This is a genomic window from Clostridium sp. Cult2 (assembly GCF_021655075.1).
In the GTDB taxonomy this organism is placed as follows: domain Bacteria; phylum Bacillota; class Clostridia; order Tissierellales; family Tepidimicrobiaceae; genus Schnuerera.
The window spans coordinates 82,960-96,446 of sequence record NZ_PPXX01000112.1; the positions used below are offsets into that span (position 1 = coordinate 82,960).

Below are 13,487 nucleotides of genomic sequence, written 5' to 3' on the forward strand. Positions count from 1 at the left end.
GACTAAGACCTCCCTATGGGGTTGATACCCGTAATATATATAATTTCATCCAGAGATGATATGCTATCTATTATCTTACCTTTTATTGGGCTATCTATTTCCATAACCATAGTTGCAATTTTACCTTCCCGTGATACTTTCATAGTGGCAATATTGATATCTTCATTTGAGAGGATTGAGCTTATCCTACTTATAGAACCCTTTTGATCCTTATATTTTATTAATATAGTTGGATAATCACCGGTAAATTCCACTTTGTTTCCATTTATATTGGTAATCAGGATATTGCCTCCACCGATGGAAGAGCCTGTTATATAATAATCATCTTTATCCCTATAATGAAACACAATTTTAACAGTATTTGGATGCTCATATCCTAAATCCGCTTCTATAAACTCGATATCTATTCCTTTATCTTTTGCAATATTTAAAGAATCTTTTATTCTTTCATCAGAAGGATCCATTCCAAGGATGCCTGCTACTAAGGCTCTATCAGTACCGTGACCTTTATAGGTTTTGGCGAAGGAACCATGAAGATAGAATGTTACCTTGTTAAACAGTTTATCTGCAATCTCACTTCCAATTTTACCTAGCCTTGTAGCTCCTGCTGTATGGGAGCTAGAAGGTCCAATCATCACAGGCCCTAAAATGTCAAATACTCCATAATTTTTCATTTCCATCCTCCTTACCTTTAGTGTATTAATTTTAGCATTTTATTATAATTTAGGCAACAAAAAAAGGAGGCTTAACCTCCTAAGGTTATATCCTGATTATCATACCAATCTAGGGCTGCGTAAAAATGTTCTGGTTTAAAATCAGGCCAATAATCATCTATTACATAAAAATCCGCATATACCGCTTGCAATGGAGGGAAACCACTCAATCTTCTTCTCCCACCCCAACGGATGATTAGATCTACTCTAGAAATATCCCTAGATTTTATTAACTGGGTTAAATTGGGGTTTTTATCATCTGAGATGAAATAATCCTTTAAATCCCATTGCCATCCATAATTAACTAGGAAATTTACCTTTATACCTCCATTACCAAATATTTGTCTTTTTATGGTAAAGGGGATTAAAGATTTAGGAAACATTTCTGAATCCGTATTGCCTACCACTAGTAAAGAGGCATTTTCTCTTGCCAAGATATTAACCGCCTCCACACAAGCACGGGTAAAGGCCAATCGTTGAATTTTTGGGCGTTTAGTATTGTCTACAGTAAATCCATAATAGGTTAATTCTTTTACTCCCACTTTTTCGCATAATTTAAATAGTTCTAAACCTGGTTTTAGGCCTTCTTTGTAGCCCTTCTCTTTAGAAAGACCATTTTTCAAAGCCCATCTTCTATTGCCGTCAGGGATAATCCCTATATGTTCAGGGATTCTCATAGTACCACTACCTTCCTAATTTATTTATTCATATTATTTCCAGTTGATAGTTAAAAAATACACCTTATAGGCTTTCCATATTTAGACTAGCAAAGAACGGCAATAACAAGATGTGCTCCTATTTAGTGTTTATTATTGACTATTATATAGATACCTGCTAAAACTAGTAAAATTGGCCAATATCTAAAGATATTGAAGAATCTAAAGACATGTTGAGGTAATATAAGTCTGGCTAGCAAATATCCTCCTACGATAATTAAGGCAATACCGATGAAAATAGGGGTGTTTTTCGTACTTGGATTACTATCGGTATCCTGATATATTACTCCATTGTCTTCAGGAATTATTAATGCACAGACTACATAGGCTAGTAGTCCTGGTCCTCCAGGCATAAAACTAATCAATACCCAAAGGATACGTACAATTACCGGGTCTACATTGAAATATTCTCCTATTCCACCACAGACTCCTGCTAGAATTTTATCAGTACTAGACCGCTTCAATTTTTTATTCATATATTTCCTCCTCTTAACAATTGATTTATGTTAGATACTATTTTAACAGATAATTGGATAAAATTAAATATAACTTATAGTTTAAATTAATTCACAATATATAATCTTTGTGATAACATTAATAGAAGGATAGAATAAATTTGGAGGACTAAAATGTATAATATATTTTCTTTGATTTTTAAATATATATTTATTGTAATAATTTATCTATTTATATTGAGTATAATAAGGCTTATATACCTAGATATTAGAGGAATAGATACAACACCATTAGATGATAGTACCTATTTAAAACTTGTAAATAAAAAGGATACTTTACCATTTAAGGTGAAAGAATATTATCATTTAGATGATGAGGCTTATTTAGGTAGGGGAAAGGATAATGAAATTATAATAAAGGACCCATATATTTCAAAGGAACATTTAAAAATAACAAAAGATGAAGGAAATTATTATTTAGAGGATTTAGGTAGTGCCAATGGTACTTATCTTAATGGTGACAAAATTATGGATGTAGTTAAATTGAAAAATGGCGATAGAATAAGAGTAGGACAAGTAGAATTTCTATATGTAGGTAGAGAGTAGGGATATAAAATATGCTAAATAAAAAGGTTAATTATAAATTACCACGTAATCTACTAATGTTGTTCGAACTAATGGCATTATTACTTCTTTTTATATACGATAAGGATAATTTAGATAAACTTACAATAATTTATGCTATAGCCCTTATTTTTATTGTTTATATATCCAATTTTATATTGTTGCGTATATCAACAGGAGATAACTATATATTTCTAATAGTTACTATGCTTATAAGTATTGGTGTTATTATGATCTATAGGATAGAGCCATTCTTAGGCATAAAACAAGTTCTTTGGATAGGAATGGGAATTATTATATTTTTTATTACCTATTTTATTTTTAAAAAGATAAAAGGATGGGAAGAGTGGATTTGGATTTATGGGATTGCCCCAATTGTTTTGTTTATTCTAACTTTGTTATTGGGTACTCCTACAAAGGGTTCTATTAATTGGATAACAATTGGTGGATTTGGTTTTCAACCTTCAGAAATAATTAAAATATTGATAATTTTTCTAATTAGTTCTTATTATGCTAATTATGAAAAATATAAAGAAAAGAAATATGGCCCTTATTATTTAATGGGGCTAATGTATATATTTATTTTCTTCTTATTTTTACAAAGGGATTTGGGTACGGTATTAATATTTTACACCGTGTTTTTAGCTCTCCAATTTATCTATGAGGAAAACAGGAAGTTGGTATTATACAACCTTTTGATTTTTATGGTAAGTGGATTATTAGGGTATCTCATGTTTCCACATGTTAAGATTAGATTTGAAACTTGGATAAATCCATGGAAATATATAGATAATAAAGGTTATCAAATTACCCAGTCCTTGTTTGCTATTGCTGAGGGCGGATTTTTTGGAACTGGAATTGGATTAGGTTACCCAGATTTTATTCCTGAAGTTCATACGGATTTTATTTTTTCAGCCATATGTGAAGAAATGGGAATATTCACTGGGATAGGCATTATAATGCTGTTTTTAATCTTGGTTTATAGGGGTTTTAAAATTTCAATCAAGCAAGAAAATAAATTTTATAGAATAGTTGCTCTAGGTATTAGCATATTATTTGGAATCCAATCATTTATAATATTTGGAGGGGTATTGAAGATGATTCCTTTGACTGGCATTACTATACCATTTGTTAGTTATGGTGGTAGTTCTATGTTATCAAGTTTTATAGCTTTAGGGATTCTTCAAGTGGCTTCTGAAGAGTTGGATTTTGAGGAGGAAAAAAATGGATAAAGAACTTAAAAGAATAATTACTGTACTAGTAGGAATTTGTATATTATTCGTTAGCCTAGTGGCATATTTAAGCTATTTTCAAATATTTAAGGCTGAAGCCATAAAGATGAATAGCTATAATAAACGATTATGGATAAATGAAGAGAAGATATTGAGAGGTTCTATTATAGATAGAGATGGAAAGATATTAGCCTATAGTGAAAAGGATGGAGAAACCTATAAAAGGATTTATAATTATGGTAATTTATATAGCCATATTATTGGTTATAGCTACAGAGAATATGGAAAGGTAGGATTAGAATTAGAATACAATAATGCCTTGCTAAATATTAGTGATTCAACTCCTTTAAAGGAGTTGAAAAATATAGTAATACCAAATACAGAAGGAAATACATTAAAACTTACAATAGACCACCATCTTCAAGAATATACTAGAAGTCTTTTAAAGGGAAAGAAAGGATCAATAGTGGCTATGAATCCAAGCACTGGTGAAATATATGCCATGGTTAGTTTACCAGATTTTAACCCCTCAAACCTTAAAGAGAATTGGAATAACATCGTTGAAGACGAAAGTAGTCCTCTATTAAATAGAGCAACCTCTGGATTATACACCCCTGGTTCAACATTTAAGGTAATTACAACCATAGCAGCTATAGAAACCACTGATTTAGATAGAGAGTATGAATGTAGTGGCAGTACAAAGATTGATGGCTATGTACTAAAGGATTATGAAGGGAAAGCTCATGGTAAATTAAATCTAGAAGATGCATTGGTTAAATCCTGCAATACCTATTTTGCAGAAAAAGGTGTAATAATTGGAAAGGAAAAATTAGGGGAAGTTGCTGATAGGTTTATGATAAATAAAAAGATTCCATTTGATTTGCCAACATCAAAATCTATTTTTCCTTATAAGGATAATATTGGCAAAACTGATATTGCAGCTGCAAGTATTGGGCAGGGAAAGGTTTTGATAACTCCATTAAATATGGCAATGGTAGCTTCTGGCATTGCAAACAAAGGAGATATTGTAGAACCTATTTTAGTTAAAGAAATTATATCACCTGAAGGAAAGGTGATAAAGCATCACCAACCTCAAAGTGTCTCTAAAGGAACGGATATTTTTACAGCAAATGAAGTGAAAAACATGATGGTAGAAGGTGTAAAAAGAGGAACATCTAAAAATGCAAGTATTAAGAATATTAGGGTAGCTGGCAAAACTGGTACTGCTGAAAACCCATCAGGTAAAACTCATGCTTGGTTTATAGGTTTTGCTCCAGCAGACAATCCTCAGATTGCAGTTGCTGTAGTTTTAGAAGAGGAAGGTAGCTCTGGAGGTAAAGCTGCAGCACCCTTGGCAAGAAATATAATGATAGAGGCTTTAAATACAATTAAATAGTATGAACAAAAAAGGCAGACCATATTATCATAATAAGTCTGCCTGAATTTTTTCTACAAAAACTTGCTCTTCAAATTATTCCAGTACATATTTTTATCAAAGTTTAATTTTGATATGGTTTTCTTTGGAATTATAAAATCTATTTTGGTTATATTATCATACCTAATCTCAAATCCATCAACAACGATTAATATTGAATTTTCATAACGATATTCAGGTTCAATAGTTATTGGAATATCTCCTGGTACAATAGCACTATTAGGTAAAGAACGGTAAGCTCTAGAACTAATAGGTGAAAGGGGAGTAATCTGTAAAGTCTTCAATGAGGGATATACTATACTACCACCGCTGGAAAAGCTATAAGCTGTACTTCCAACAGGTGTAGATACAATAATACCGTCTCCACAAAACTTTTCTAAATGATTTCCATCGATAAATATTTCTAAATGGACTACTTTAGATTTAATCCCCTTTATGACTATTTCATTTACACCATATAATTCAAAACAATCTGTATGTGTACATATGTTAGCTCTTACCAAAAAGATTTCTTCAATAACATAGTCATTGTCCATATATTTTCTTATGAATTCATCAATATGCTCTGGGAGTATTTCTTGAAAAAAACCTAAATGTCCAGTATTAATTCCAATAAAAGGAATATTGGGGAATTGATATTTATGCACAGTTCTTAAAAAAGCTCCATCTCCACCGATACAAATATTTAATTCTGCCTTATTATCGTATTTTTCAGGGACAACAAAGCCATTATTATTCAACTTTTCAATTAATAAACTATAAGTTTTTTTTGAAGCAGGATTATAATTGGAAATAACATTTATAATCCTTTTATTGTTAGCAAGACTCAAAAATTTTCCCTCCAAACTTGTATGTCATTAAATTTTATTATATCATTGATATAATAAACTGTAGCTATATTATACAATAAAAGTTCTATCATTTGGAGGGTAAGATGAATTTATTAAAGAATAGTGAAAATGTAATTGTATTTCATGTAGAAAAAAGTGGTGAATCATTAGAAGAATTTTTATTTAATAACAAAATATCAGGAAGATTTTTTAGGCGATTATATAGGGGAAAAAACGTATTTATTAATGGAGTGTTTAAAAGGAAGGATAATTTGTTAAAGGAAGGAGATATTGTATCAATAAGAATGGTAGATGAAGTAGAAAATATTCTACCTGAACCTATTCCTTTAGATATCATATATGAAGATGTTGATTTACTGGTAATAAACAAACAACCTTATACGGTGGTTCATCAAACGAAAAGTCACCAAAAAAATACCATTTCTAACGGTATAAGCTATTATTTTAAAACTAAAGGGATTAATAAAAAAATAAGATTTATTAACAGGTTGGATATGGATACTTCTGGCATTTTGCTGGTAGCTAAATCTCCTTTTGCCCATCAACAAATGGCATTACAATTTGAAAACAACGAGGTAGAGAAAAAATATATGGTTGTAGTAGCAGGAGTTGTAGAAAAAGACCAAGGTATTATCGATTTACCTATAGGAAGGGAAGAAGAACAGAGTATTAAAAAAACTGTTACTCCAAAAGGAAAAGATGCATTAACCAAATACAAGGTATTAGAAAGATATAAAGAAACTAGTCTTTTGGATGTTCAAATACTTACTGGTAGAAGCCATCAAATAAGAGTTCATCTAAGCCATATTGGCCATCCTATTATAGGTGATACTCTATATTATGAACCTAGTGAATATATAGAAAGGCAAGCTTTACACTCCCATTATTTAAAGGCTAAACTTCCTAGGAGTAAAGAGATTATTGAGTTTAAAGCTCCACTACCTAAGGATATTGTTAATTTGATAAATCATTTAAATGATTCTTAATATAATGTAAAGCTTTAGCACTTGAATCAAAGTGCTAAAGCTTTACATTAATTATCTTCTTTTTTTTCTGTAGACTTTTTGGGTGAATCTAATGTTTGTAATATTTCTAGCATTTTAGTTATATCTTTGATTTGCTTTATTTCTTTTTCATCTTTACCATCCATCAAAGGTTCCATTAATTTTATTATATTAGTAGGGTCCTTTATATGGTCTGGATTTGTCATAATCGAATTTAGTATAATAAATAACTTATTAAATCTGTCTATAGTTAGAACCATTTCTATTGAAGTACCCATTTTGTTTATCTCTTCTTTTGAAAATTCTTTTTTTATAGTTTGTGCTATGTAACTTAACCTTTCCTGATTATTTTCAACAGGAATGGTATTCTGTATATAATTAGCTTCTGAAAATTGAATGAATTCTATAGTTTGATAAAGTTTAATTATCTTTTCTGTAACCATTAATGCTTTATTTATAGAAGGTATTATTTCTTCGGGAAAATAAGGACCAATCTTTTTTATCAGCTGTATTTTTTCCATAGTAATGGATACATCTAAGTCTATAGGTTTAAATGTATTATCTAACAGATTAGGAACATTATTATCCCTATTTTTAAATAGCATTAACATTAAAATAATAACAATTCCATGAGACATAGCAAATCCTCCTAGAATCAAATAGATATATATCTATTCTATGCTGTTATATGAATAAAGGTTACAAAATTTTATTGTAATATATTTTTAGTCTAGTTCATAAATTAGATTAGAATATATAAGGGGGTAATAAAATGGGGAAAAATGATGATATCAAAAAGGTAGCCAAAGAGATTAAAGATTTTCAACCTTCACAAGAGCAAATAGAGTTGATAGAAGGATTGACTAAGGCCTATTCTGATAAGTCTGAAGATGATGTATTTGTGGAAATAATAAGGGTTAATGAACAGATGGAGTCTGAAATGAGTTTAGAAGAGTATGAACAGATATTTGAAAAATTAAATAGTATAAGGCCTATGCTAAATGAAGAGCAGCAAAAAAAACTAGATAGAATATTGCATATTTTAGGTAGAGACTAACTAATGGATTATAGATAATTAATATTTGAGATTCTTTATTTTACTCGGAATAGGGTTAAATACCATAGGGTAACAACCATAGTAATCTGAGCTTAGTGAAGAATCTCAATTTTTATTGGCAAATTTATGAAATGGACAAGGACTATATCTAGTGATATAATTTTTATAGTATTATGTAAACCAAGGAGGAAATATTATGAGAATTAATGGAAAAATAAAACTATTATTAGTTTTAATTATATCCATTGGATTGTTTTCAAGTATATATTTTTATACAAATAGAGATAAAGGATATGAAGAAATTCAGTATAAAAAATTTTTAGATTATGTTGAAAAAGGTCAAGTAGATGAAATTGAGATAAGAGACTCTGATAAGCTGGCTGGTAAGTTAAAGAACGGAACTAAATTTGCTACGGATAATCCTCGAACAGAAAATTTTAAGGAATATTTGCTGCTAAATAATGTTAAAGTAGCAGAAGGAGATAAAAATGGAATAATAAATCAAGGGGTAAGCTTTCTTCTTATGATGATAGGAATAGGAGGAGTAGCATTATTAATTAAAAACAGTTCGAAACAAGCAGAAAAAGAGATGGCAACTATGTCAAATTTAGATACAGAAGACTGCCATACAGGCAATATAACCTTTGATGATGTAGCTGGTAACGAAGAAGCCAAAGAGTCTTTAAAGGAATTAGTAGATTTTATACAAGAACCTGAAAAATATATTAAATATGGTGCCAGATTACCAAGAGGAGTATTACTATATGGACCTCCTGGAACGGGAAAAACTTTATTGGCTAAAGCTTTAGCTTCTGAAGCAAAAGTTCCTTTTTATGCAGCTTCAGGGTCGGACTTTATACAAGTTTATGCTGGTTTAGGTGCTAGTAGGATAAGAGAATTATTTAAAAAAGCTAAAGAAAATGGTAAATCTGTCATATTCATTGATGAAATAGACTCTTTAGGGAAAAAAAGAAAAGGAGTAAATTCTCATAATGGAAGCGAAGAAGGAGATAGGACATTAAATGCTTTATTAACAGAAATGTCCGGATTTAAAGGCAATGAAGGGATACTTGTATTGGCAGCAACTAATCGAATTGATACTCTAGATGAGGCCTTATTAAGGCCAGGCAGGTTTGATAGACAAATAGAAGTTGGTTTACCAGATGTAAATGCTAGGTTGGCTATATTAGAGCTTCATAGCAGAAATAAACCAATATCTAAAGATGTAGATTTACGAAAAATTGCTTTAGAAACCGTCTACTTTAGTGGAGCTAAACTTGAAAATTTGATGAATGAATCTGCAATGATAGCAGCTAGAAATAAAGATAAAAAGATTACTATGGAACATATTAACAAAGCATATTTTACAGTATTAGTAGGGGAAGAAAAAAAGGATAGAAGTAATATTTCTCTAGAAGATAAGGAGATTACAGCCTATCATGAAGCAGGACATGCTTTGGTAGCCAAGAAATTATCTAATTCAAACCGAGTTACAAAGGTTAGCATTATACCAAGTACTAAAGGTATGGGAGGATTTAGCTTAAACATACCCCCAGATAGGATGTATCAAACAAAAAAAGATATTATCTCAAATATTATGATTGCATTGGGAGGAAGGGCAGCAGAGGAAATTATTTTTGGTAAAGCTAATATAACTACAGGAGCCTCTTCCGACCTACAAAAAGCCACAGAAATGACTTTGGCAATGATTGGTTCTTATGGAATGGATGAGCAATTAGGTTTAATAAGCTATGATATTATCTTAAATAGCAATTTAAACACAGATATTTCTCTAATGGAAAGAACAAAAGAGATGTTAGAAAATTTTTATATAGATACAAAGGAAATATTAAAGGAGAACAAAAAATATTTAGATTTAATTGCAAATAAACTAATAGATAAAGAATCATTAAATGAAGAAGAAATAAACCATATATTAGCAATATAGCCAAAGAACCACAGTAAAAATCATATCATCCACTTGCAGATTATATATAAAAAGGGTATAATATATATACAAAATATTTCTGCGGTGTGCGTTAGTCCAAATAATTCAACCGACATAGTAGACACGGGAGTTCGAGTTCAGCAGTGTAGAGCAGGCCTTCTTTGCATGGAAGCTTCAAGCTGTTGACAGGGCACCCACCTTGTGAGAGGCGGGTGTGAATTAATTGGAAGGACGGCACTGTGGGAATACAAAATTCTCTTAGGTGTACACCTAGGAGAATTTTGTATATTATAATCCAATTAAGTAAACAATAAATAGAGATTTTAATTTGGGCAAAGGAGAATTACAATGAAATCCATATGTCCATTATGCAATGGATTGTATAAAGTAGATTTTAATTGTTCCCAATGTAATTCCACCATGGTGGATAAAGGGCCACTAGTAAACCTTATGGACGATTACAGCCCCTATTTATTAGATGAAATAACCCATTTTGTTGATGGTGTGAAAAGAGAAGAATGTGTTCATACTTATCAATGTCCTAATTGTGGTATTAGAGAAAATTATTCAATTGAAAGGAAAGAACTTTAACCTATATGTATGGGGTATTTTTTCCTTTCTTTGTAGATATAGATATATTTAAACCCTAATTCACGAAGAAGTTTTTCAACTTCCTTATATTCGTAGCCTATAAATTCTGGCTTATGGGCATCAGAACCTACTGTAATTATTTCACCACCTAAATCTTTATACAATTTTAATATTTCTATTTTAGGGTGATAATATTCTAATCCATATTTCATCCCTGCTGTATTGATTTCAATGCCCTTACCTTGGTGAATTATTAATTCTAGAACCTTTTTTACATAGGGATAATATTCATTAAAGTCGGGTATTTGTGTAAAATCAGCAAAATATCTGTCTATATAGTCTATATGTCCAATTACATCATAATTATTGTAGCTTTTTATACTTTGATACAGATAATCATAATATATATTTAAAGCTTCTATAGGCTTTTTATCGTAAGTGAAATTATCTGAATGTATATCTTTTCCTTCAATAGTATGTACAGACATTATGACAAAGTCAAAGGGATTATTGTTAATAAATTTATTATATCTATTACATAGATGGGGCTGAATACCGATTTCAACTCCAGCTAATATTTCAATTTCACTTATATATTTATATTTCACTTGCTTTATTTTTTTGAAATAATCATTTGGTCTAAAGTCAATATCAATCCTGTTTTCAGTTACATCAAAATCTATATGATCTGTAAAGCAAATACTTTTCATATTTTTATTAATTGCTCCTAGTACCATTTCTTCCATTAAATATTTCCCATCTATAGAGAAATCACTATGGATATGACAATCATACATATTCAACACTCCTATTATATTTATTAAAATCATTATTAGTTAGGCTATGCAAAATAGTCCTCTTTAAACTGTAGTCTATATAAATCATAATAGATACCTTCTTTATCTAACAATTCTTGATGATTTCCCATTTCCTTAATAACTCCTTTACTTAATACTATTATTTTATCTGAGTTTTGAATAGTTGATAGTCTATGAGCTACAGCTATAGTTGTTCTATTCTTTATTAATTTAGATAATGCATCTTGTATCAACAATTCCGTTTCAGTATCAATATTTGAAGTTGCTTCATCTAGGATTAAAATACTAGGGTTAAAGGCCAAAGTTCTAGCAAAGGCCAATAATTGTCTCTCACCAGCGGATAAAGTAGACCCTCTTTCCATTACGGGCTCTTCATATTGATGAGGTAACTTTTTAATAAAATGGTGAGCATTAACATGTTTTGCCATTTCCACTATTTCATCATCTTGGATATTTTTATTATTCAATCTTATATTGTCTTTAATGGTACCAGTAAAAAGAAAGACATCTTGCAGTACCACTCCAATATGCTTTCGCAATTCATATTTATCATAATTCTTTATACTTACACCGTCAATTAGTATCTCCCCTTTTTGTATATCATAAAAGCGAGTAATTAAATTAATAATAGAAGATTTACCTGCACCGGTTGCTCCGACAAAGGCCACTGTTTCTCCAGGGTATATGGTAAAGCTTACATCTTTCAATACCCAATTTTCTTCTTCATAGGCAAACCATACATTTTTGAATTCAATTTTTCCATTGCAATGAGTAATAGGTATTGGTTTATCAATATTGTCAACCTGGGTTTTTTCATCTAAAATCATAAATATTCTTTCGCTAGAAGCCATAGCTGATTGGAGAATATTATATTTTTCAGTAATATCTAATATGGGTTGAAAAAATCTTTGTAAATAATCTATAAAAGCATATAGCACCCCAAATTCAATGACTCCTGATAGTACCTGATGTCCTCCATAATATATTAAAAGGGCCAATCCTAGAGAGCGAATTACTTCAATTGATGGTCTGAATATAGCATAAAGCCCTATCTCTCTTTTTGCAGTATTTAAATAGTCATTATTTATTTTATCAAATTGAGTAAATATTTTCTCCTCTTTTTTAAATATTTGAATGGTTTTCATACCAGTAATATTTTCATTTAAGGTAGAGTTTATTTTAGCCAATTGAACCCGACCGAGTCTATATACTTCTCTAATTTTTTTTCTAAAGATTATGGAAGCAATAAGTATTAACGGAACTAATGCAAAGGATACTAATGCTAATTTAAAATCCATTTTAATCATAATTATCATTATTCCACCTAATATAAATATATCTTTAAACAAGTTCACCAGTACACCAGTATACATTTCATTTAAATTTTCTGTATCGTTTGTTACTCTGGTCACCAATCTACCTACAGGATTTTTATCAAAATAGGCTATGGATAAATTTTGAATATGGGAGAATATATCCTGTCTAATGTTGAATATTATCTTTTGACTAGTGTAATTAAGAATATAGACTTGTAAATAATTGAATATGAAAGCTAAAGTAATGGCAATCAAAAATATAATACCTATTTTAGTTAAACCATCTATATCATATTTTCTAAAACTTTGATAATCAGATTTTGATAATTGGAGACCTTGAGAAGAATTACTGTCTTCAGGACTTATTAAATAATAATTATCTTTTTCTTTAATCAAAAGTTTCACAGGATTGTTCTTTAATGCTTCCTTTTCAGTCTCTGATAGTCTATCCAATCTAACATATTTTTTCCCATTATAAACAGTTCCTTTATATGGTTCAGATATGGACATTTCATACATAAGTTTTTTATAGCCGTTTATATAATCATCTATGGTTACCTTTATAAGATAAGGCCTAATAAGTTCAAGGCCAGTGACTAACATCATTAGTATTATAGTCAAGGATAATAAATGCCAATAGGGTTTAGCATATTTTAATAGCCTTTTCATCAAATTTGAATCATAAGCTTTTCCAAGTATTTCATCTTCATGATAATTTTTACTCATT

Annotated in this window: 14 protein-coding genes and 1 other RNA gene; 8 read left to right on the top strand and 7 right to left on the bottom strand. The window is 30.2% G+C overall.

Going from position 1 to position 13,487, the window contains the following annotated elements:
* Window positions 1-2: 2 nt before the first annotated feature.
* The 3 genes from sdaAB to C3E90_RS12610 all read right to left on the bottom strand — a co-directional run bounded on the left by sdaAB (window position 3) and on the right by C3E90_RS12610 (window position 1,905).
* A complete protein-coding gene (sdaAB, locus tag C3E90_RS12600) occupies window positions 3-674 on the bottom strand; it encodes an L-serine ammonia-lyase, iron-sulfur-dependent subunit beta (protein WP_236916025.1) in 672 nt (223 codons plus the stop codon).
* Between the two features lie 71 nt (window positions 675-745).
* A complete protein-coding gene (locus C3E90_RS12605) occupies window positions 746-1,390 on the bottom strand; it encodes an undecaprenyl diphosphate synthase family protein (protein WP_236916026.1) in 645 nt (214 codons plus the stop codon).
* A 122-nt stretch (window positions 1,391-1,512) separates the two neighbouring features.
* Window positions 1,513-1,905: a PspC domain-containing protein gene (locus C3E90_RS12610; RefSeq protein WP_236916027.1), complete on the bottom strand. Its 393-nt coding sequence runs from the start codon at window positions 1,903-1,905 to the stop codon at window positions 1,513-1,515.
* Window positions 1,906-2,058: 153 nt separating this feature from the next.
* Between C3E90_RS12610 and C3E90_RS12615 the strand changes: the two genes are divergently transcribed.
* Genes C3E90_RS12615 through C3E90_RS12625 form a run of 3 tightly spaced genes read left to right on the top strand, consistent with a single transcriptional unit; the run spans window position 2,059 to window position 5,136 of the window.
* A complete protein-coding gene (locus C3E90_RS12615) occupies window positions 2,059-2,490 on the top strand; it encodes an FHA domain-containing protein (RefSeq protein WP_236916028.1) in 432 nt (143 codons plus the stop codon).
* A gap of 11 nt (window positions 2,491-2,501) precedes the next feature.
* Window positions 2,502-3,740 (top strand): FtsW/RodA/SpoVE family cell cycle protein, encoded by a 1,239-nt coding sequence (locus C3E90_RS12620; RefSeq protein WP_236916029.1) that lies wholly within the window; start codon window positions 2,502-2,504, stop codon window positions 3,738-3,740.
* Entirely contained in the window at window positions 3,733-5,136 is a 1,404-nt protein-coding gene (locus C3E90_RS12625; RefSeq protein WP_236916030.1) for a peptidoglycan D,D-transpeptidase FtsI family protein, read from the top strand. Before C3E90_RS12620 ends, C3E90_RS12625 begins: the two co-directional genes overlap by 8 nt.
* A gap of 53 nt (window positions 5,137-5,189) precedes the next feature.
* Here C3E90_RS12625 and C3E90_RS12630 read toward each other — a convergent pair whose 3' ends face one another.
* A complete protein-coding gene (locus tag C3E90_RS12630; RefSeq protein WP_236916031.1) occupies window positions 5,190-6,005 on the bottom strand; it encodes an NAD(+)/NADH kinase in 816 nt (271 codons plus the stop codon).
* Between the two features lie 104 nt (window positions 6,006-6,109).
* Here C3E90_RS12630 and C3E90_RS12635 point away from each other — a divergent pair, with 104 nt between their 5' ends.
* Complete coding sequence (locus C3E90_RS12635; protein WP_236916032.1) at window positions 6,110-7,012, top strand: RluA family pseudouridine synthase; 903 nt, start codon at window positions 6,110-6,112, stop codon at window positions 7,010-7,012.
* A gap of 47 nt (window positions 7,013-7,059) precedes the next feature.
* On the opposite strand, the gene C3E90_RS12640 is transcribed toward C3E90_RS12635, so the two are convergent.
* Window positions 7,060-7,668, bottom strand: coding sequence for a hypothetical protein (locus C3E90_RS12640; RefSeq protein WP_236916033.1), 609 nt, complete (start codon window positions 7,666-7,668; stop codon window positions 7,060-7,062).
* A 134-nt stretch (window positions 7,669-7,802) separates the two neighbouring features.
* Here C3E90_RS12640 and C3E90_RS12645 point away from each other — a divergent pair, with 134 nt between their 5' ends.
* The 4 genes from C3E90_RS12645 (at window position 7,803) to C3E90_RS12660 (ending at window position 10,626) form a co-directional block, all read left to right on the top strand.
* Entirely contained in the window at window positions 7,803-8,087 is a 285-nt protein-coding gene (locus C3E90_RS12645) for a hypothetical protein (RefSeq protein WP_236916034.1), read from the top strand.
* Window positions 8,088-8,283: 196 nt separating this feature from the next.
* Window positions 8,284-10,035 (top strand): ATP-dependent metallopeptidase FtsH/Yme1/Tma family protein, encoded by a 1,752-nt coding sequence (locus C3E90_RS12650; protein ID WP_236916035.1) that lies wholly within the window; start codon window positions 8,284-8,286, stop codon window positions 10,033-10,035.
* 73 nt (window positions 10,036-10,108) lie between these two features.
* Window positions 10,109-10,285: non-coding RNA, 6S RNA (gene ssrS, locus C3E90_RS12655), on the top strand.
* Window positions 10,286-10,383: 98 nt separating this feature from the next.
* Window positions 10,384-10,626, top strand: a complete 243-nt coding sequence (locus tag C3E90_RS12660) for a hypothetical protein (RefSeq protein WP_236916036.1) — start codon at window positions 10,384-10,386, stop codon at window positions 10,624-10,626.
* Here the strand turns inward: C3E90_RS12660 and C3E90_RS12665 are convergent.
* A complete protein-coding gene (locus C3E90_RS12665; RefSeq protein WP_236916037.1) occupies window positions 10,623-11,423 on the bottom strand; it encodes a histidinol-phosphatase HisJ family protein in 801 nt (266 codons plus the stop codon). The two genes, C3E90_RS12660 and C3E90_RS12665, sit on opposite strands and share 4 nt — an antisense overlap.
* A 44-nt stretch (window positions 11,424-11,467) precedes the next feature.
* Window positions 11,468-13,486 (bottom strand): ABC transporter ATP-binding protein, encoded by a 2,019-nt coding sequence (locus tag C3E90_RS12670; RefSeq protein ID WP_236916038.1) that lies wholly within the window; start codon window positions 13,484-13,486, stop codon window positions 11,468-11,470.
* Between the last annotated feature and the right edge of the window lies 1 nt (window position 13,487).